The sequence below is a fragment of the Bacteroides ndongoniae genome (genome assembly GCF_900108345.1).
GTDB lineage: Bacteria > Bacteroidota > Bacteroidia > Bacteroidales > Bacteroidaceae > Bacteroides > Bacteroides ndongoniae.
Genome location: NZ_FNVV01000014.1, coordinates 1,154,449 through 1,176,939, shown reverse-complemented (window position 1 = coordinate 1,176,939; position 22,491 = coordinate 1,154,449). Strand labels below are relative to the sequence as shown.

Here is a 22,491-nt window from a genome sequence, read left to right as displayed (position 1 = left end):
ATGAAAAGCGTATGAAAGAGGAATTGTGGTTGAAAAAGATGAAAGAACGTCTCGACGATTATTCTGAACCGTTGCCGTCTGATGGTTGGGAACGGTTGGAAAAGGCATTGCAGCCTTCTCCTGTCAGAATGAAGCGGACGATATTTTTCCGTCGCTGGACGGTAGCTGCTGCTGTTGCTTTACTGCTTGTAGTCTCTTCGGTGGGAGTCTGGCTGTTGCAAAGTCCGGTAGCAGATGAAATCAGGAATACAAGTATGCCTGCTTTGGCTGTAGTTCCCGATGAGTTGCCGGAGCCGGCTGTGCAGGAAAAGCAGACTGAGATGCCTGAGCCTGTTTATTATAATAAAGGTAGAAAGGCACGGACGAAGAATCTGGTGGCACAGCAGATTGATTTGCGGGACAATCTGGAGGAAAACGTGCTAAAAGAAGAAGAGACTAGAACCCAGCCTGTTGTATCTGAAGAAAAAGCTGGAAATAACAAGGCTGAGAGAGAAGAAGATAAAGCCACTGTTCCCGCATCGAACGAGGAGAAGAAACAGGCTGCACAGCGTCGGCCTGTGAAGAAGGAAAAGCTGACTTATCCGACTGAAATGAAAAAGCATAAGAAGTCGAAAGGCTGGTCGGTAGGTATATCTGTGGGAAATACTGGTGGCAATTCGTTAAACAACACTGATTCTTGGATGCAGGATTACAGTGTCAGCTCGGTACCCAATGGAAGTAAAGTCGATTTGATTTCTACATCAAATGGTATGGTTACCATACCGGAAGGACAGGAAGTTGTGTTCCAGGGAGGAATCCCTTATTTATTGGGAAGAAGCAATCAGGTTGTTTCCATCGATCACAAACAGCCGGTTACAGTGGGGCTTTCGTTGCGTAAAGGTCTTCCTAAAGGCTTTTCGTTGGAAACCGGACTTACCTATACCTATCTTGCCTCGGATGTTAAATATGCCGGCAGTTCGGACATTGTAAGCCAGAAGCTGCATTATATAGGTATACCTTTGAGGGCCAACTGGAATTTCATTGATACGAAGACATTCACCGTTTACGTATCGGCAGGAGGCGCTGTAGAAAAGTGTGTGTATGGCACCATCGACAGCGAAAAAGAAACGGTCAAGCCGTTGCAGCTTTCTGTATTGGGTGCTGTCGGTGCACAGCTGAACCTGACCAATCACTTGGGATTCTATGTCGAGCCGGGTGTGTCGTATTTCTTCGATGATGGATCTGATATACAGACTATCCGTAAGGAGAACCCTTGTAATTTTACGTTGCAGGCTGGCTTCCGTCTTTCTTATTAGCCCTGTTATTCGGACAGTCTAATATCCGGATAAGGCAAGGGCTTCTTCGGCGGCTTTTTTGCCGCTTTCAACGATGGACGCAGCACGATGGAAATCCATCATATCGTATTCATCACCGGACATCTGTATCAGTAGGTCTGGAGAATATTGAGCAATTTCGCGTCGGGTTATTTCCTGCATCATGAGTCTGGACGACTTGGTCAATATCAAGTATGGATTGAAGCGTCTTGCACTTTCGTCTGTGGATGGTGCGTTGACATCGACAGCTATCAGCAGTGTATCCTCTTTTCGCGGGGCATGCCGTATAGGCAATGGGTTCAGAATGCCGCCGTCTACCAGAACTCTTCCGTCTTTGCGTACAGGGCAGAACAACATAGGAATGGACATTGAAGCGCGGATGGCTTCGAGCAGGCTGCCTTGTACAAATCTTACTTCTTCGTCGTGGGCAATGTCGGTTGCCAAAGCCGTATAGGGTAGGGGCAGGCTTTCGATGCTGACATCCGGAATAATGCGGCCAAGCTCGCGGATAAAACGATTTCCTTTTACCAGCCCGCTTCGGCTTATCGTGACATCGGCCATTTGCAGCATTTTCCATCTGTTCCAGGAACAGAACCAGTTTTTGCACTCTTCCAGTTTGCCGGTAGCATACATGGCTCCGACCATAGCTCCCATAGAACTGCCGGTGATGGAAGTTATCTCGAAATGATGTTTCAGCAGTGTTTCTATTACGCCGATGTGGGCTATTCCTCGTGCACCTCCCATCGAGAGTACCAATGCTACTTTTTGTTTGTCCATAGTTATATTTCTTAAGTTTCGCAAGTGCTCAACTTATTAGTAGACAAGGCTTCAGTTAACAAGTCTACTAGGCTGGAACTCCCTGTTTGATAAAGTGCCGCTTGAAACGGCTCACTACAAACGCCTTGTTAACTCGTCAACTTGTTACTTGTCAACTGCAACTTGAGCTTGCGAAAGTTGAGTTATATTTCTTCTTTTGTGCTTTTCTGTTTTCTGATACAAAGAAAGTGAATTGTTCCCATTAAAAGAAATGCTATAACCAGAAGTTATATCCTATAAAAAGAAACGATTGGTGTGGTAATAGAAAGAAGCGTACCTTTGCGGTCGAAATCGAGGAATTAAACAGTTTTATTAACTAAAAAATAGATTTAATATGGCATCACATCAGGCGACAAAGGCTATAAGCCTGTCTGCATTGCAGCGGAACAATAAAATGATTTATGTGTCTCTGCTTTTTATCCTTTCTTTCTTCTTGCTTTTGGACTACGTACCAGGTATGCAGGCTTATTCGGCATGGGTCACTCCTCCTGTAGCTTTGTTCCTGGGATTGGCATTTGCACTGTCGTGTGGACAGGCACATCCGAAATTCAATAAGAAGGTTTCAAAATATCTGCTTCAGTATTCTGTCGTCGGACTGGGATTCGGCATGAATCTTCATGCTTCGTTGGCTTCGGGAAAAGAGGGCATGGAGTTTACGATTATCTCGGTGATTGGTACTTTGCTCATCGGTTGGGTGATAGGACGTAAGTTCCTGAAAGTAGACCGTGACACTTCGTACCTGATCAGTACCGGTACAGCCATTTGCGGCGGTAGTGCCATTGCGGCTGTAGGCCCTGTGCTGAAGGCAAAAGATACTGAAATGTCGGTCGCTTTGGGCACCATCTTTATACTGAATGCCATTGCTTTATTCATATTCCCGGTGATAGGTCATGCGCTTGATATGAGCCAACAGGAATTTGGAACGTGGGCAGCTATTGCCATTCACGATACCAGTTCGGTGGTAGGTGCCGGTGCGGCTTACGGTGAAGAGGCTCTGAAGATTGCTACTACAATCAAACTGACTCGTGCCCTTTGGATTATTCCGTTGGCCTTTGTCACATCCTTTATATTTAAGAGCAAAGGTCAGAAAGTCAGCATCCCCTGGTTCATATTCTTTTTCGTATTGGCTATGGTGTTCAATACCTATGTGCTGGGTACTACTTCTACAGGAATGATGATAGGTGAAGGCATTAATGAATTTGCCCGCAAGACGCTGACGATTACTTTGTTCTTCATCGGTGCCTCTCTCTCGCGCGATGTCCTGAAGGCTGTAGGTATTAAGCCACTGATTCAAGGCGTTTTGTTGTGGGTAGTTATCAGCTTGAGTACTTTGGCATATATCTATTGGTTTTAAAGATATTCTGTAGCAAAATTTTCCTAACTAGGGAAAAAATATTCCCCAGTTAGGAAAAAATTTTTTCCCAGTTAGAGAAAAATGAAGGGCCTTGCTGGCTTCGGATGACTGCCCTAAAAACAATAGGGCTGTTACCTTTTGTTTTGCTACGTACCTTTACAGATAAAATCAGGCGGAACTTTACAGAATCGATGATATTCGTAAAGTTCCGCCTGTATTTATTATCTCTATATGATAGCCGAAAAGGCTGAAGAGAAGCTTTTATTTCTCTTTTTTCAGTTCGGCAAAGATAAGTCCTTCCAGTTCTTCTGCCAGTTCAGGATTGTCCATGATGACTTGCTTGGCCGCATCGCGTCCTTGTGCCAGCTTGGTATCGTTGTAGCTGAACCAGGAACCGCTTTTCTTGATGATGCCCAGTTCGGCACCCAAGTCAATGATTTCGCCTGCACGCGACACACCCTCGCCAAACATGATGTCGAACTCTGCTTTGCGGAAGGGAGGAGCCACTTTGTTCTTGACAACCTTCACTTTGGTCTGCTTGCCTAAGATTTCTTCTCCGTTCTTGATGGCTTGTCCGGGGCGGATGTCGATACGTACCGAAGCATAGAATTTCAGTGCGTTACCACCTGTAGTCGTTTCAGGATTGCCAAACATTACTCCGATTTTTTCACGCAATTGGTTGATGAAGATACAGCAGGTACGTGTTTTGCTGATAGCAGACGTCAGTTTGCGCAGGGCTTGCGACATCAGACGTGCCTGAAGTCCCACTTTGTTGTCTCCCATGTCGCCTTCTATTTCAGCTTTCGGGGTCAGTGCGGCTACAGAGTCAATAACGATGATGTCGATGGCTGATGAATGAATCAGCTGGTCGGCTATTTCCAGCGCCTGTTCTCCATTGTCGGGCTGCGAGATGAGCAGGTTGTCGATATCTACTCCCAATTTGGCCGCATAGAAGCGGTCGAATGCATGTTCGGCATCGATGAATGCAGCGATACCGCCCGCTTTTTGTGCTTCGGCGATGGCATGGATGGCAAGCGTTGTTTTACCGGAAGATTCCGGACCATAGATTTCGATGATACGTCCACGTGGATAACCACCTACCCCCAAAGCGGCATTCAGGCCGATGGAGCCGGTAGGAATCACGTCGATCGGCTCGATTTCTTCGCCTCCCATTCTCATGATTGAGCCTTTTCCGAAGCTTTTTTCTATTTTGTCCATGGCAGCTTGCAATGCTTTCAGCTTTTCGCTGGAAGCCTGTGGAGCTGTACCATTCTCGTCAAAATTAAGTTCGTCTTTTTTTGCCATAAGCTGTTTTTTTGATAGTTGGATAATTAAGTAGCCTCAAGGTTGTTATTCTCCAAGAATCTGTTTGGCATGTTCCTTGGTTTTTACCTCTTTAGGGCCGATGATGCGTTCTATCACCCCTTCTTCGTTAATCAGGAAGGTAGTGCGAAACGTTCCCATGTATTTACGCCCGTACATGCTTTTTTCTCCCCATACTCCGAATTCTTCTACCAGTTTTTTGTCGGTATCGGTAATCAGCGTAAACGGAAGCGCATTTTTTTCGATGAATTTCTGATGCGATTTGGCGCTGTCTACGCTTACTCCTATCACTTCGTATCCGGCCTGACGCAATTCGCTGTAATTGTCGCGCAGGTTACATGCCTGAGCCGTACAGCCCGAAGTACTGTCTTTAGGGTAGAAGTAGAGTACAATCTTCTTGCCTTTATAGTTGCTGAGACGGATTTCTTCGCCTTTTTCGTTTACACCCAGCAGTTCGGGTGCTTTGTCTCCTACGTTCATGCGGGATAATGATTAATGGTTAATAATATAAGTATGCAGTTCTTTAGTTTTTGAGTTTGTAAGTTTATTGGTTATTGCTTTATTTCAATTCAAAAGCTTATAACTTACAAACTTAGAAACTCAAAAACTCATAAACTTACAAACTCAGAGTTCCAGATCGCCGTCGAATACTTCGTGCCAGGGCAGTCCCTGCTTGTTAAGCTGCTCCATGAACGGATCCGGATCGAATTCCTCTACGTTCCATACTCCCGGCTTTTTCCAGATGCCTTTCAGGAACATCATGGCTCCGATCATGGCCGGAACGCCAGTGGTGTAGCTCACTCCCTGCATACCGGTTTCCTTATAGGCTGCCTGATGGCTGCAGTTATTGTATACGTAGTAGGTGCGTTCTTTTCCGTCTTTCAGTCCGCGGATGCGGCATCCGATAGAGGTTTCGCCTTCGTAATTCTCGCCCAGATCCTGCGGGTTAGGCAATACAGCCTTCAGGAATTGGAGCGGAACGATTTTTACGCCGTTGTATTCCACTTCGTCGATACGAGCCATACCGATGTTTTGGATAACGCGCAAGTGTGTCAGGTATTCCTGTCCGAAAGTCATCCAGAAGCGTGCCCGTTTGATGGTGGGGAAATTCTTTACCAGTGATTCCAGCTCTTCGTGATAGAGCAAGTAAGAATCGCGCGGACCGATGTTAGGATAAGTCAGGTCTTTGTGGATTTCCATCGGTTGGGTAGTTATCCACTGGCCGTTTTCATAATAACGTCCGTTCTGTGTGATTTCGCGGATGTTGATTTCGGGATTGAAGTTAGTCGCAAAAGCTTTATGGTGATTACCGGCGTTGCAATCGACAATGTCCAGATACTGTATTTCGTCGAAATGATGCTTGGCTGCATAGGCTGTATAGACACCACTGACACCCGGGTCGAAACCACATCCCAGGATAGCGGTCAGACCGGCATCCTCGAAGCGTTTCTTGTAAGCCCATTGCCAGCTATATTCGAAGTGGGCCACGTCCTTCGGTTCGTAGTTGGCAGTATCCAGATAGTTTACTCCGGTTTTCAGGCAGGCTTCCATGATGGTAAGATCCTGATAGGGAAGGGCCACGTTGATAACGATTTCCGGCTTGAAGCTGTTGAACAGTGCCACCAGTTCGTCTACGTTGTCTGCATCCACCTGAGCGGTTTGGATGTTAGGGTTACCGATTGCTTTTACTACTGCATCGCATTTTGATTTGGTGCGGCTGGCAATCATGATTTCGGTGAATACATCAGGATTTTGAGCCACTTTGTGGGCAACAACGGTACCTACACCGCCTGCACCAATAATAAGAACTTTACCCATTTTCTTGTTATATTAATAAGGTTACGAAATAAATTCCTTTTAAAGTAATTTTGAGCAAATATACGGGTTAATTCTCACATAAGCATTAAAATCGTGCTAAATACTTGGGAGAATTTAGCCCTGTTCTTGAACATTCTGTTTCTTTTCTGGTTATTTTGTTGTGTTTAATAAGGAATATAGTTTATATTTGCCCATGAATTCATGTGGTTGTGATATGCTTTCACTAACGTCTTTCTGTCTTTCAGAAGATTAGGTGATGGATTTATTAACTTAAAACTTAAATAATAACGAATGATGATGAAAAATGTTTTTGTTTCTTTATGTATGGTATTAACGATGGTGATTGCTTCGTCTTGTGCATCGACAAAAAATGCGGCAACTGTAGCCGACATCAGTGGAGAGTGGAATATCATTGAACTGAATGGTGCGGCAGTGGTTCCGGCACCGGGTCAGGCGTTTCCTTTCATCGGTTTCGATGTTGCGCAGGGAACAGTGTATGGCAACAGCGGATGTAACCGTATGACTGGCCGTTTCGATGTAAATGCTAAGCCGGGTACTATCGATTTGGGAGCTTTGGGAAGTACGCGTATGATGTGTCCTGACATGACTGTCGAAAAAAATGTCTTGGCAGCCCTGTCGCAAGTGAAAAAGTATAAGAAGCTGGGCGATGATCAGATAGCCTTGTGCGGTTCGTCCAAACGCCCTATTGCAGTATTGCAGAAACGGCCGGCGACGGTGACGCTGAACGATTTGTCCGGTAAGTGGCTCATCAGTGAAGTAAGCGGAGTAGCTGTTCCCGACAGTCTGGAGAATAAACCTTTCCTTGAATTCAACGTGGCAGAAAAGCGTCTGCACGGAAATGCTGGTTGCAATGTCATTAACGGAGGTATTCAGACCGAGGATGCAAATTCTGCAGCAGTGTCTTTCCCGCAAGTTATCAGTACCATGATGGCATGTCCGGATATGGAAATCGAAAGCAGCATTCTTAAGGCATTGAATTCTGTTCGTTCCTTTGGTAAGTTGGCCAACGGCGGCGTAGGTCTCTACAATGCAGAAAATACGCTGGTTTTGGTACTGACGAAGGAGTAATTTCTCCCATTCAGCATTATGAAATATATTGTTATCGGTTTAAACAATTACGGTAGTGTACTTGCTGAAGAACTTTCAGCTTTGGGACACGAGGTGATAGGTGCAGATATTAATGCCAGTAGGGCAGACTGTCTGAAGGATAAGATTGCAGCTACTTTTGTCATCGACGCAACCGACGAGCAGGCTCTTTCCGTTCTTCCGCTCAATACGGTCGATGTTGTGATCGTTTCCGTAGGAAAGAATTTGGGAGTTTCCATCCGTACGGTAGCGTTGCTGAAGCAGAAGAAAGTAAAGCGCATCTATGCCCGTGCCATCGATTCGGTTCATCGTGCCATACTCGAAGCTTTCGGATTGGAACGCATTCTTACTCCCGAAGCCGATGCTGCCCGTTCGTTGGTTCGTATGCTTGAGTTTGGAGCCGATATGGAGACTTTCCAGATAGATTCGGAATACTATGTTGTAAAGTTCACCGCACCTTCCCGTCTGGTGGGATATTATGTAAGCGAACTGAAACTGGACTCAGAGTTCCATTTGCAACTTCTGGCTTTGAAGCGTGCCGGGACTCAGAAGAATGCTCTCGACATATCGTTTGTTGAACGTACTGTAGTCGAAGGAGCTTTCGACAAAGAGCAAGTTCAGGAAGGCGATCAGCTGGTTTGCTATGGCCGTTACCACGATTTCCGAAAATTCTGGAAGGCCTTGAAATAATTCTTTCCTTTTAGAACTTTTTTCAAAAAAGCTATGTTACGTTTGCCAAGTGCCACTTGGTAAACGTAACTATCTATATAAGCCAAATCGGCTTAGATGTTAATTCCCGATTCTATAATAATCAATCTTATTGTGGGTGACATGTAACGTTGCGCTGAACAACAAGTATTGTTCACGAACGGAACAAGTGTCGCTCGCGAGCCGTGCAAGTGTGGCTCGCGAGCGACACTTGCATTCTATATTTGTATTGTTTGTCTGTTTAGTTTCGATTTTCTCCCCCTTTTATCTTTTTGCTTATTCAATGCTTGCAGCTACTCCTCGGGAACGGATAATTTTGTTTCCTTCATATTTGCACATACGTTACATTTGTTTTTCTGTACGTTACATTTTCACATTTCCGTTTGCCGCTACACTTTTTTGTATGTCGTTAAAATCTGGACTTTTGTGGCATCTCTACAGCTTCAAAAATGATTTTTGTAAAATATTAATATACAGATAGTTGTGTTTTGTAACGTTACGTAATCTAATAATAATGTTACATAATCAAAAAAATGATTTATGACGAAAAATGTAATGTAACGTACATGAAAGAAGATGTAACAAGCGTGAATAATCGTTTAAAAATCATTTAATAGATTTGTGGCAGAAAAAGAGTTCTATGTAGACCGGAAAGTGGCTTTTAATAGAAGTATTAATAAGATCATTTTTCATATTTAGATCAACTTTTTATGTGATTTTTTTAATTATATGTAGTATTAGCAATAACAATGTGATTATGGGAAAACACTATGATGATGGTTAGTATGCTGTTGGTAAATAATAGCTGTAGAAAAATGAGAATGTATTATTAACATCTTAAACTAATGGTAATGAAAAATGTAAGATTGAAAATTCAAAAAATTCCTTACCTGTTCCTTTTGATGCTTTTCAGTTGTTTGACAGTATCAGCTCAAAAAGGAATAACGGTAAAAGGTACTGTATTTGACAGTACAGGTGAAACGGTCATTGGTGCTTCGGTCGTGGTTAAAGGTAATACATCAATAGGTACGATTTCAGATATAGACGGTAATTTTGTGTTGACCGTGCCCAATGAAAATGCAATTCTTGTGGTATCGTTTGTTGGTATGAAATCACAAGAGGTGAAAGCTACTCCTACTAAATTAATAAAGGTAACCTTGGTGGATGATTCTCAGCAACTGGAAGAAGTTGTTGTTGTAGGTTATGGTCAACAGAAAAAGGCTTCGGTGGTAGGTGCTATTACACAAACCTCTGCTAAGGTACTTGAACGTGCTGGTGGTGTATCTGATTTGGGCTCTGCACTGACTGGTAATTTACCGGGCGTTATTACAACAGCTTCTACTGGTATGCCGGGCGAAGAAGATCCTCAAATTGTTATTCGTGGTGCCAGTTCTTGGAATAATAGTTCACCATTGATCTTAGTAGATGGTATCGAACGTCCTATGAGCGGTATTGATGTGAATTCTGTAGAGTCAATTTCTGTATTAAAGGATGCTTCTGCTACAGCCGTTTATGGTGTAAAGGGTGCTAACGGCGTAATTCTTATTACAACAAAGCGTGGTAAAGAGGGTAAGGCTACTATTAATGTTAGCGGTAGTATGGCCTTGAAAATGCCTTCAAAGCTACCTAATAAGTTAGATTCGTATGATGCACTTCAGCTTCGTAATGATGCGGTGGAATATGAATTAGGTTTGACTCCGGATTCTTGGATGTACATGATGCCACAGGAACAAATCGACAAGTACCGTTATCCGGCCAATCAGGCTGAAGCAGAGCGTTACCCCAATATCGACTGGGCAGATTGGATGTTTAAAGATTATGCTTTTTCAGAAAATGCAAATGTCAGTGTCAGTGGTGGTACACGCTTTGTGAAATATTATGCAGCCATTGACTATCAACACGAAGGTGACTTGTTTAAAGAATATGATAATGGCCGTGGTTATCAGACTACTTATGGCTATAATCGTGTGAATATGCGTAGTAACCTTGATTTTCAGTTGACTAAAACAACTTTGCTGAAAACAAATCTTTCAGGTTCACATGGCGTGAAAATGGGACCGCGTACTGCTTACGAGTACAACATTTGGGGTAGTGCCTATACCACTCCTCCTAATGTGTTTTATCCCAAATACTCAGATGGCACTTGGGGTTATGATCCTATTAACAATGCCAACAACTCAGTTGCCCAGTTGGCTTTGGCCGGACAGAATACCCGTACTACAACCCGTTTGACTACGGACTTTACGTTGGAACAGAAATTAGACTTTTTGTTGAAAGGTTTAAGTGCTAAAGCTTCGGTTTCTTGGGATAATGTATTTTATGAACAGAATCGTGGCGTGAATTCTACGGATCAGGCTTTATATAAATATATTGATCCGGATACGGGTGCTGTTAGTTACAACCCCAGTCAAGGTAGCCATAATTTTGATTTCCACGAACAAATCAACTGGGTAACTGAAGGTGGTTCTATAGATAACAGTGCAACTGAACGTCATCTTTATTACTCAGCCCAGATCGATTACAACAACACATTTGGCAAACATAATGTAGGCGCGATGGGATTATTTAGCCGTCAGGAACGTGCTCGTGGTAGTATTGTTCCCAACTATCGTGAAGACTGGGCTTTCCGTGTCACTTACAACTATGCTGACAAATACTTCCTGGAATACAACGGTGCTTACAATGGATCTGATAAGTTTAGTGCCGACAATCGCTTTGTATTCTTTAATTCGGGAGCTCTTGGCTGGATGATCAGTGAAGAGAAGTTTATGAAAGGTCTGAAGTTCCTTGACATGTTGAAGCTGAGAGCATCGTATGGTGAAATTGGTAATGACGTGATTGGTAGCGAATGGGATACTTCTCGCCGTTGGCTCTATATGGACCAGTGGTCAATGGGTGGTAACATTAAAACTGGTTTATATAATGTAGATAGTCCCTATTCATTCTATAGTCAGACTACAGTTGGTAATGCAGACATTCACTGGGAAGTTGTCCGTAAGTTTAATTTTGGTATCGATTACTCATTCTTAGGCGGTTTGTTAGCTGGTAATGTGGAAATATTCAGAGACAAGCGTACAGATATCTTGATCAGTGGTGCTGACCGTGCTATGCCTTCCTACTTCGGTGGTACCATTACAGCTCCTTGGGTGAACATGGGTAAGGTGAAGAACCGTGGCTACGAGTTAGAGCTTCGCGTCAACAAGACCTTGAAGAACGGTTTACATTTGTGGGCTAACATGAATATGACTCATGCAGTGAACGAGGTGATTGATGCAGATGACCCTGAATTGCTTCCCGATTATCAGAAGGATGCTGGTAAGCAGATAGGCCAAACACATACTTATGTCGATCATGGTTATACACAGACGATGGATGATGTATACGGAAGTACAGCTTTCGAGTCGAATGATGACCAGAAGTTACCGGGTACCTATTATATCCTTGATTACAATGGCGATGGTATTATTAACTCTTATGACCAGATTCCTTACGGATACTCCGGCAGTCCGCAGAATACATACAGTGCTTCTTTGGGTTTTGACTGGAAGGGTTGGAGTTTCTTTGTTCAGTTCTATGGCGTAAATAATGTAACTCGTCAGGTCGTATTTTCCACTTTCGGTCAAAAACAATTGATCGCCTACGACGAAGGCTCTCGTTGGACCAAGTACAATACGAATCCTGATGTACCGATGCCGCGTTTTGGCTCTACTACCAACGGCTATTATGATGCTGCCCGTTACTTTTATGACGGTTCTTACATCCGCTTGAAGAATATTGAGTTAGCTTATACCTTTACTAGCGGTTGGGTAAAGAGTCTGGGACTTTCCAATCTGAAGTTGTACGTCAACGGTAATAACCTTTGGGTATGGACTCGTATGCCCGATGACCGTGAATCGAACTTTGCCGGTACCGGTTGGGCTTCGCAAGGTGCTTATCCGACGGTAAAACGTATTAATTTCGGTTTAAAATTCACATTATAAAATTGCAGAATATGAAAAGAAAATATATACGTACATTATTCTATGGTGGACTTCTTTCGTTGTGCTGCTTAGGGTTGGCTTCCTGTGAGGACTATCTGGACAAGGCACCCGAAAGCAGCGTGAATCCCGATGATGCGTTCAAAAATTTCCGTAATTTCCAGGGATTTACAGAAGAACTATATTATTGTATTCCCGACTTTGCCCATGGTTATTGGAACAATTCTTTCAATTGGGGTGAGGATGAAATCATTTCTTTCAGCATCGATTACCACATGGGCTATAAAATCGATATGGGTGATTTTTGGGGTTGGCAGTCTGAGCATGACGGCTGGCAGTGTGGTTGGATGGACCGTAGCAATACAGTCGCCAATTCGACAGATCGATTTCAAAAATCTTTGTGGAAATTGGCTTGGTATGGCATTCGTAAATGCAATTTAGGTTTGGAAAATATAGATAAGCTGGTGGAAGCTACAGACGAACAGCGTAATATGATTCTAGGTCAGCTTTACTTTTTCCGTGGCTGGTTCCATTTTGAACTGATGCAGTATTTTGGCGGTCTGCCTTATATTGATTCAGTGCCTTCTTCTACCGAGCCGCTTCGCAATCCGCGTCTAAGTTACCAGGAATGTGCAGACCGTGCAGCTGAGGATTTTCGCATGGCAGCCGATTTGCTTCCCATTGACTGGGATGATACAGCTACAGGTGCACCAACTTTTGGGAATAACCAACAGCGCATCAACAAAGTTATGGCTTTGGGCTATTTAGGAAAGAATTATCTGTGGGCTGGTAGTCCGTTGATGAACTATGCTACCAATGGTAGTCGTACCTACAATGCTGACTATTGCAAGAAGGCTGCTGACGCTTTTGCAGAATTGTTGAATCTGGTAGAAAGTGGTCAGACCCAGTATGCGTTGGTTGATTTTGAACATTACTCGGATATCTTCTATTCGTTCAAGCAGAACAGTAAAAATCCTGGTTCTACTGAGGCTATTTTCCAGACCCCGATGTATGATTGGTGGATGGGATCCGGTTGGTGTTTGGGTCCTCAGTTTGTTCCTTCAACTATGGCTAACGAGACCAATGGAGTAGTATTCTCGCCGACAGCTAACTATGTGAACTATTATGGTATGGCCAATGGTCTTCCTTTGACCGATCCTGATTCTGGATTCGACAAAGAGTATCCATGGCGCGATCGTGATCCTCGTTTTTATAACGATATCACTTACGATGGATTACAGGTGATTCAAAATACGGCAAAGTTCAATGAGGAACAACGTAATAAGCAGATTCAGTATGCTAATCTTTATACTGGCGGTTGCTACCGTGACGTTAAGAATGAAAGTCGTACGGGATATTTGTTGCATAAGTTCGCTCCACTGTTAGTCAACGGTTTTGATGAAGGTCTTCGTGACTATGGCGATGCTTTGACTATTCAGGTAAGCTGGATGCGTTTGGCGGACATTTATTTGATGTATGCCGAAGCTGCAGCCAATGCTTATGGAACTCCAGCAGCTACCGGTAACGGATGTTCATTGACCGCTCTTGATGCAGTCAATAAGATTCGCGAACGTGCAGGTGTGGGAGCCGTAGCCGACAAATATAGTGGTTCTTTGGATGGTTTTATGAGCGAATTGAGGCGTGAGCGTGCCGTAGAATTGGCTTACGAAGGTCATCGCTTCAACGACTTACGTCGTTGGTTATTATTGACCGAATATCCTTATACCATTAAGACTTCGCAGGAGTTCGATCGTGTTGAACTGAATGAGGATGATCCGACTCAGAGCCGCGTGGCTAACTTTAGAGAGGAAGTAATCCTTACTCGTAACTATGGAGAAAAACACTATTGGATGCCTTTAAAGGTCGCTGACGTGAATATCTATCCGGAATTTTATCAAAATCCGGGTTGGTAATGGTCTTGAGAATTTTTGAACGCTAAACAAAAAGGAACAAAAAAATGAAAAGCATACGAATAAAGTCCGTTTTATGTATGGCATTTGCCGCTTCTTCATTGTATGTAGGTGCACAGGATTTGCAACCGGAGGTATTCGGTACAGATTCACTGTCGGCTACTGAAGATGAAATGGTGCAAATTGCTTATCGGAAGGTCAACAAGAATGACCTGTTGGGAGGAGTCTCTTCGGTTAATGTGGAAGAACTCATGAAGAAGAATTATTTTACCTATAGCCTGAGCGATATGCAAAGTATGGTGAGCGGCTGGAATGGTAATAGTTTGTGGGGTATGGATTCTTACTTGGTATTGGTAGATGGTGTGCCTCGTGACGCCAACAACGTAATGCCTTCTGAAATTAAAGATATTACTTTCTTGAAGGGGGCTTCTGCTGTTGTTCTTTATGGTAGCCGTGCTGCCAAAGGTGTTATCTACATCACTACGAAGCGTGGTCAGGTAGGTGATACTCGCATTGATGTTCGTGGTAATACGGGTTTCCATGTACCTATCAGCTATCCTAAGTATTTAGGTGCTGCCGAATATATGACGCTTTATAATGAAGCGCGTGTGAATGACGGAATGGATCCCTTATACAGCGCAGCCGAAATTTATAATCATGGTTCTGGCATCAATCCCTACCGTTATCCGGATGTAAACCTTTATTCAGATGAATATTTGAAGAAGGCTTATAACGAGTCGGATGTGACTGCTGAGATTTCTGGTGGTTCCGAAAAAGCTCGTTTCTATACTAATATTAACCTCTACAACATCGGTTCATTGGTGAAAGTGGGTAACGCTAAGGATGATCGTACTACCCGTTTTAGTGTACGTGGTAACATTGATGTCAACTTGGGCGATTACGTGAAGACTTATGTAAATGCTAATGCTACCTTTTACGACGGTCGTGGAGCACGTGGTAATTTTTGGAGTGCAGCTGCTTCGTTACGTCCTAACCGTATTTCTCCTCTCATTCCCATCGATTATGTAATGCAGAACAATACTGATGCGTGGAATTTCATAAACAATAGCAGTCACTTGATAGATGGCAAATATTTGCTGGGTGGTACTCAGGTGGATCAAACTAACGAGATTGCTAATCTGTATGCTGCTGGTGTCAATACCTATACGAGTCGTCAGTACCAGTTTGATATGGGGGTAGATGTCGATCTTTCTATGGTTTTGAAAGGCTTGTCTTTTCAGACACGTTTTGCTATCGATTATGCAACAACCTATAATCGTTATTACGGTGATACGTACGCGACTTATGAGCCTCAGTGGGCGAACGTGAATGGAAAAGACCTGATTGTTGGTTTGACCAAATTTGGCGATGACGTACACGATGGTGTTCAGCACGTTGCTGATAGTTGGAATCGTCAGACCATGGCTTTTTCCGCACAACTTAATTATAACAACAAGTTTGCCGATAATCACACCTTGTCAGCAATGTTAATTGCTGCCGGTTATCAACAGGGTGAGAGTGGTGTTTATCACAAGACTAGTAATGTGAACTTAGGTTTACAGGTTGATTACGATTACCTGAGTAAGTATTATGCGAGTTTTGGAGGCGCTTTGATTCACTCTGCACGTCTGCCCGAAGGTAATCGAAATGCGTTTTCTCCGTCTCTCACTTTGGGTTGGCGTCTGAGTAAAGAAGCCTTCATGGAAGATGCAACGGTTTTGGATGACCTGATGCTGACTGCTTCTGCTTCCGTCTTGAATACAGATTTGGGTATTGATGAATATTATATGTATCAAACTACGTATGATCAGGCCAATGGTGCTTGGTGGGGATGGGCAGACGGTAACCAAAGTCATGCTACAGAGTCTAGGCGTGGTAATAATCCCGATTTGTCTTTCATCAAACGTAAAGAGATTAGTGTAGGCTTGCGTGGTTCGTTGTGGAAGAACATGCTGAGTTTCGACGCTTCGTTTTTCAAGAATAGTCTTGAAGGTATGTTAGTGCAACCTACTACCAGTTATCCTAATTATTTCGTATCTTATTGGCCAGAAAGCAGTTTGTTGCCATATGTAAATTATAATAATAGTACTCGTACAGGTTTCGATCTGGCTTTAAATTTCCATAAGAAAGTAAGTCAGGTAGATGTTAATCTGGGTGTGAATGCTACTTATTTTACAAATGAGAACACGAAAGTGAATGAGTTGTACGAAGATGAATATCGTTATACTAAGGGTAAACCGACAGATGGTATCTGGGGGTTGCAGACCGATGGATTCTATCAAAGTGAAGAAGAAATTTTGAATTCGGGTATTTCTTCTTCTTATAATGGTGAATTAAAACCGGGCGATTTGAAATATATTGATCAAAATGGTGACAAGGTAATTGATGAGAAAGATGAAGTTTATTTAGGCGAACGGTATGGTTGGCAAGGTTCTCCGTTAACGTTGGGATTGAACCTGACATTAAAGTGGAAAAACTTTACTTTGTTTGCTGTAGGTACAGGCTATTGGGGCGCTTCTGCATTCATGAGTGGTGATTATTATTGGGTGTATGGTGATAAGAAATATTCAGAAGTGGTACGCGGACGCTGGACTCCGGAAACAGCAGAAACTGCAACTTATCCACGTTTGACAACACAAACCGATAATCATAATTACCGTAATTCTGATTTCTGGTTATATAGCACAAATCGCTTTAATCTTTCACGGTTGCAATTGACTTATGATTTGCCTCAGCAATGGTTACGTGGATCGTTTGTACACAGTTTGTCGGTATATGCTTATGCCAGCAATCTGTTGACCATCTCGAAAGAGCGTGAGAAATTGGAACTGACTACAGGAGCGGCTCCTCAGAACCGTTTCTACAACATTGGTTTCAAGATCGGTTTCTAAACAAACATTTTATAAAGTAGACTCTTATGAAAAAGATATTCACTGTTTTTGTCGCAGCTCTTTTGCTGGTGGGATGCGACGACTTGTTTACACCGGCTATAGAAAACAACAAGCAGGTTTCAGATGGCTTAAATGATCCGTTGTATGCCGAAGGCATTCTGGCAAATGCTTATACCCGAAATCCTTATAGCTCGCAATCGTTTAATGATGTGGCTACAGATGATGCTGTGACTAACCAGACTGCCAACAGTTATCTGAAGATGGCTACCGGTTCGTGGACCTCTAATAATAACCCTATGGATCAGTGGGGCTCTTGCAAGGCTGCTATTCACTATCTCAATCTTTTTCTGACTATGGTGGATCAGGTTTCGTGGGCAAACACTCCAATTGTGAACCAGATGTTCTGTGATCGGCTGAAAGGTGAAGCTTATGGATTGCGTGCAATGTTCTCTTTTTATATGTTGCAAGCACATGCTGGCTGGACTGCTGATGGACGTTTGTTGGGGGTACCCATTGTGGAAACTGTAGAAGATGAGAATTCAGATTTTAATTATCCGCGTAATACTTTCGATGAATGTGTTCAGGCTATTTATGATGACGTAGCAATGGCTGAAGAACTGCTACCTTTAGATTATGAAAATATTTCATCGGATGAACAAGTTCCGACGAAGTATCGTACTGAGGGGGCTAATTTTAGCCAATATAATATCGTTTTTGGAGATAACTTCCGTTCTCGTATGAGTGGTCGTATTGCTTTGGCTTTTCGTGCTAAGACTGCTTTGTTGGCTGCTAGCCCGGCTTTTGCAGAAGGTAGCAGTGCGACATGGAGCGAAGCAGCCGACTATAACGGAGAAATTCTGGATTTGATTGGTGGTGTTTCTGGTTTGGCCGCTCAGGGACATACTTGGTATAAGAATGCCGCTGAGATTAACGATCTGACTGGCGGATCCAATCCTCCTGAGATGATTTGGAGAAATGGTAAGGATGCTACCGCTTATTCTTTGGAGCAGGCTCAGTTTCCGCCCAGCTTGTTTGGAAGCGGACAAGTCAATCCGACTCAGAATCTCGTAGACGCTTTCCCCATGGCGAATGGCTATCCTATCTCTTCTTCCGAATCGGGTTACAATTCACAGGATCCTTATGCCAATCGTGACCCGCGTTTGAGTTTGTATATTGTAGTGAACGGTACAGTGATGGGCAACGATAGCAAAACGATCGATACAAGCGTGGACAATACGGCCAACAGAGATGGCTTGAATCGTGAAAATGGTTATTCAACCCGTACAGGTTACTACCTGCGTAAACATCTTCGTGAGGATGTTTACCTGAGTTCTACTACAACGACTGGCCAGCCTCATTATAGCCCTCGCATCCGTTATACGGAAATTTTTCTGAATTATGCGGAAGCTGCCAATGAGGCATGGGGACCTACGGGCATGGGTACGCATGGCTATTCGGCTTACGATGTCATTAAGGCTATTCGTCAACGTGCTGGTGTAGGTACTGATAATGGCGACCCGTATTTGGAAAGTGTGAAGAACGATCAAACTCAAATGCGCGAACTGATTCGCAATGAACGTCGTCTGGAACTGTGCTTCGAAGGTTTCCGTTTTTGGGATTTGCGTCGTTGGAACTTAAGTTTGAACGAACCGGCTAAAGGTGTGCGCATCAGTGCTGGGACATATCAGGTGTTTGATGTGGAGAGCCGTACCTATAACGATTTCATGCGGTTTGGACCGATACCATATAGTGAAGTGGTGAAATTCGATGCTTTGGAACAGAACCAAGGTTGGTAATTAGAATTATTCTGAACGACTTAAAATTTAGTAGAAAATGAAAAAAATATTTTATCTGTTTTCATTGATTGTGCTGACGGTTTTTTCATCATGCGAGAATCAGGAATGGTCTTTCCCTGATTACGGAACAACAACCGTGTATTTTGCTTATCAATATCCGATAAGAACGATCGTCTTGGGTAATGACGAGACTTTTGACAACACAATAGACAATCAACATAAGTGTATCATTAAGGCTACTATGGGCGGTGTTTATGAAAATAACACAACGCCTACGGTAGATATTGCTGTGGTGAACTCATTGTGCGATAATCTGTCTTTTGCCAGTGGTGAACCGGTAGAACCGATGCCTTCCAATTATTATACGTTGGCTTCCAATCAAATTGTGATTCCTAAGGGCGAAATTAGCGGAGGAGTAGAAGTACAGTTGACCGATGCTTTCTTTGCTGATCCCAAGTCTATTGAGACTACGTATGTGATTCCTTTGGTAATGTCCAACGTACAGAATGCGGATTCTATCTTGTCTGGTTCTCCGATGGTTGATGATGCTGACCGTTGTAATAAAGGAGATTGGAATGTAGTTCCTAAAGATTATATCTTGTATGCTGTGAAATATATTAATCCGTGGGATGCCGTATATTTACGTCGGGGTGTAGACCAAGTGACTGCTGGGGGCTCTACTTCTACTATAGTGCGTCATGAACAATATGTAGAGAACGATGAGGTTTGCGAATTGACTACCCGTTCACTGAAGGATGCCAATTTTGCTCTGACACTTGGTGGTCAGAATTGCAATCTGATTCTAACATTTAATGATAACAACGAATGTACACTTTCTACCGATACACCGGGATGTACGGTTACAGGTAATGGTAAGTATGTAGAGAAAGGCGAAAAGAACTCGTTCAATCATAAGGATCGCGATGTGCTGTATTTGGATTACACGGTAGATTTGGGTACAGTGACTTACGCTACCAAGGACACTTTGGTGATGCGTGATCGCCAAGTAAAGGCCGAATGGTTTGATGTTACTTATAATAATTAACCTTAAAAGAAAAAGAACATGAAACGATACATGAAATTGCTTCCTGTGCTGGCATTGGGTTTGGCAATGGGATCGTGCGTTGATGATGCTATTTTGCCTTATCCGGTGGAAAAACCGGAAAGCATTGCTCAATATGAGTATTTGAATAATTATGATGTACTGAAATCATATATAGACCGCACTAAATATCCCAACTTTAAGTTGGGATTGGCGGCGGCAGTGAACGATTTTGTTCAGCATGGCGTAGTTTATGAAGCTGTTACGACTAACTTTGATGAAATGACTGCTGGTAATGCTATGAAGTATGCTTCTGTCGTAAATGATGAAGGTGTCATGAATTTCTCTACAGTATCTAATTTTGTAGATGAAGCTAAGGCTGCTGGTATTACAATATATGGACATACATTGGCGTGGCATTCACAGCAAAATATGACTTATTTGAATGGATTGATCGCTGATAAAGAAATGGAAGGTGATTTGGAAGAAATTCAAGACGCGTATTTTGATTACTCCACTTATACAGAGTTTCCTTTTCATGTTATGGGATATACTCCAGAATTTGTAGACGGTTGCATGGTTAGCCATTATCCGGGCGAATGGTACCAGTATTTCGTAGCAGACCAAATACCAACAACGGTTGGGCAAACTTATAAGGTAACAGTTTGCATTCAGGGTTCAGCACCGGGCTCTTTGAATGCTCAATTTGGAAACTGGGGTAATATCCTGGAACAGACTATTTCTTTTAATGAAGAATGGCAGGAAGTAAGTGTCGAATATGATAACTGCCCGGTTACATCTAGTTTTGTTGTTTTCCAACCAGGAACTTTTGAGGGTGATATTAGAATCAAATGGTTGAAAGTTACCCATACAGAAGTTGCGGCAACAGCGAAAGAGGTGCCCGTTATTGAACATGATTTCTCAGATGGTACTCCTATTGGTGGCTGGGGAGATGGACTTTCTATTTCGGTTGTAGATGGTGTGTGTGTTATTGAGAATCCTTTAGCAGCTCAGAACTGGGAAAAACAACTGTGTTATGAACAGTCTACTCCGTTTGAAAATGGTAAGAAGTATTTCTTGAGGCTAAAAGTAAAGGGATCAAAAGATGGTGCAATTGTTGCGGGTTTCCAAAATCCTAACGGGTATGTTGGCTGTGGAGACTTTCCAGCGTTTGCTGTTACAACAGATTGGAAAGAAATAACAGTCTCCACAACTTGTAGTGGTGATGGTGCTACTCGTTTGTTGTTTAATGTAGGTGACTATGAAGGTTCTCTTTATTTTGATGATATATGTCTATATTATGAGGAGAAGACAAATATTATTGAAATGACTCCTGAAGAAAAGAAGGATACCCTTACTTGGGCCATGGATAACTGGATCAAGGGTATGATGGAAGCTACTGGTGGTTATGTAACCACATGGGATGCAGTTAATGAAGCTATTTCTGGAACCGACGCTGATGGCGATGGATATTATGACCTTCAGTCTGCATCGAATGGTGATCCTACAACGAATTTCTATTGGCAGGATTATTTGGGTAACGAAGATTACGTACGTATCGTAGTCGCTAAAGCCCGTCAATACTTCCAGGAATATGGTGGCAATCCTTCCGACTTGAAGCTCTTTATCAACGATTATAACTTGGAAACGTGGTGGGATGGTAATAAAAAAGCCGAGAGTTTGGTGCACTGGATTGAAACCTGGGAATCTGATGGTGTGACAAAGATTGATGGTATTGGTACACAGATGCATGTTACTTACATCTTGAATGAGGCTGATCAGAAGGCTCAGGAAGATGCCATTGTTAACATGTTCCAGATATTGGCTGCCAGCGGTAAACTGATTAAGATTTCGGAATTGGATATGGGTATTTGCGAAAAAGCATTTGGTACTGGCCTTAAAACAGAAGAAGTGACTTTTGAGCAACAACAAAAGATGGCAGAGTTCTATACATTCATTATCCGTAAGTATTTTGAGATTATTCCTGTTGAGCAACAGTATGGTATCACTCAGTGGTGCGCTACGGATAGTCCAGCTGACTCAGGCTGGAGAGGTGGAGAGCCTGTAGGTCTTTGGGATATCAACTACAACCGTAAGCCGACTTATGAAGGATTCCTGAAAGGTTTATCTGGAGAAGAATAACACAAGTTTTATTTGATAAGAGTTAAGGGAAATTCTTTCGTTTTGAAATTTGAAAGATTAATTACTTCTTATAATAGCCTGCATTATCTGCGAAGATAGTGCAGGTTTTTTTATTACTAATCGGCAAATGATTTTTTCTATGATACAATTTATTTTCTTCCCCTATTATCCACAATATTTTCCCCAGTTAGCTCTTCGTACTGCAACAGTTAATGCAGTAACGCTGCATAATTGGTGTAGCAACACTGTAACAGTTAGTGCAGTCGAAGTGCATAGTTGGCAAAAAAACGATGT

14 protein-coding genes are annotated in these 22,491 nt (G+C 42.8%); 10 read left to right on the top strand and 4 right to left on the bottom strand.

What is annotated here, in order from left to right; all coding sequences use genetic code 11:
• Positions 1–11 precede the first annotated feature (11 nt).
• Positions 12–1,295: a porin family protein gene (locus BQ5591_RS15675; RefSeq protein WP_071150043.1), complete on the top strand. Its 1,284-nt coding sequence runs from the start codon at positions 12–14 to the stop codon at positions 1,293–1,295.
• Positions 1,296–1,313: 18 nt separating this feature from the next.
• Here BQ5591_RS15675 and BQ5591_RS15670 read toward each other — a convergent pair whose 3' ends face one another.
• Complete coding sequence (locus tag BQ5591_RS15670; RefSeq protein ID WP_071150042.1) at positions 1,314–2,090, bottom strand: patatin-like phospholipase family protein; 777 nt, start codon at positions 2,088–2,090, stop codon at positions 1,314–1,316.
• A gap of 373 nt (positions 2,091–2,463) precedes the next feature.
• On the opposite strand from BQ5591_RS15670, the gene BQ5591_RS15665 reads away from it, so the two are divergent.
• Positions 2,464–3,483, top strand: coding sequence for a YeiH family protein (locus tag BQ5591_RS15665; RefSeq protein ID WP_071150041.1), 1,020 nt, complete (start codon positions 2,464–2,466; stop codon positions 3,481–3,483).
• Positions 3,484–3,744: 261 nt separating this feature from the next.
• Here BQ5591_RS15665 and recA read toward each other — a convergent pair whose 3' ends face one another.
• From recA to BQ5591_RS15650, 3 genes are all read right to left on the bottom strand, one after another.
• Positions 3,745–4,788, bottom strand: a complete 1,044-nt coding sequence (gene recA, locus BQ5591_RS15660; protein ID WP_022162217.1) for a recombinase RecA — start codon at positions 4,786–4,788, stop codon at positions 3,745–3,747.
• Between the two features lie 45 nt (positions 4,789–4,833).
• Positions 4,834–5,286 (bottom strand): thioredoxin-dependent thiol peroxidase, encoded by a 453-nt coding sequence (gene bcp, locus BQ5591_RS15655; RefSeq protein ID WP_022162216.1) that lies wholly within the window; start codon positions 5,284–5,286, stop codon positions 4,834–4,836.
• Between the two features lie 144 nt (positions 5,287–5,430).
• On the bottom strand, positions 5,431–6,624 hold the full coding sequence (locus BQ5591_RS15650; RefSeq protein ID WP_071150040.1) for a saccharopine dehydrogenase family protein: 1,194 nt from the start codon (positions 6,622–6,624) through the stop codon (positions 5,431–5,433).
• Between the two features lie 297 nt (positions 6,625–6,921).
• On the opposite strand from BQ5591_RS15650, the gene BQ5591_RS15645 reads away from it, so the two are divergent.
• From BQ5591_RS15645 to BQ5591_RS15610, 8 genes are all read left to right on the top strand, one after another.
• A complete protein-coding gene (locus tag BQ5591_RS15645) occupies positions 6,922–7,713 on the top strand; it encodes an META domain-containing protein (protein ID WP_071150772.1) in 792 nt (263 codons plus the stop codon).
• An 18-nt stretch (positions 7,714–7,731) separates the two neighbouring features.
• Positions 7,732–8,421, top strand: coding sequence for a potassium channel family protein (locus tag BQ5591_RS15640; RefSeq protein WP_071150039.1), 690 nt, complete (start codon positions 7,732–7,734; stop codon positions 8,419–8,421).
• A gap of 863 nt (positions 8,422–9,284) precedes the next feature.
• Complete coding sequence (locus BQ5591_RS15635; protein WP_071150038.1) at positions 9,285–12,419, top strand: SusC/RagA family TonB-linked outer membrane protein; 3,135 nt, start codon at positions 9,285–9,287, stop codon at positions 12,417–12,419.
• Positions 12,420–12,430: 11 nt separating this feature from the next.
• A complete protein-coding gene (locus BQ5591_RS15630; protein ID WP_071150771.1) occupies positions 12,431–14,329 on the top strand; it encodes a RagB/SusD family nutrient uptake outer membrane protein in 1,899 nt (632 codons plus the stop codon).
• Between the two features lie 44 nt (positions 14,330–14,373).
• The gene (locus tag BQ5591_RS15625; protein WP_071150037.1) at positions 14,374–17,217 is read left to right on the top strand and encodes a SusC/RagA family TonB-linked outer membrane protein; all 2,844 of its coding nucleotides are present in this window, start codon (positions 14,374–14,376) and stop codon (positions 17,215–17,217) included.
• Positions 17,218–17,243: 26 nt separating this feature from the next.
• Positions 17,244–19,013, top strand: coding sequence for a RagB/SusD family nutrient uptake outer membrane protein (locus tag BQ5591_RS15620; protein WP_071150036.1), 1,770 nt, complete (start codon positions 17,244–17,246; stop codon positions 19,011–19,013).
• Between the two features lie 37 nt (positions 19,014–19,050).
• Entirely contained in the window at positions 19,051–20,058 is a 1,008-nt protein-coding gene (locus BQ5591_RS15615) for a DUF5627 domain-containing protein (protein WP_071150035.1), read from the top strand.
• An 18-nt stretch (positions 20,059–20,076) separates the two neighbouring features.
• Positions 20,077–22,197 (top strand): endo-1,4-beta-xylanase, encoded by a 2,121-nt coding sequence (locus BQ5591_RS15610; protein WP_071150034.1) that lies wholly within the window; start codon positions 20,077–20,079, stop codon positions 22,195–22,197.
• The last annotated feature ends 294 nt before the right edge of the window (positions 22,198–22,491 follow it).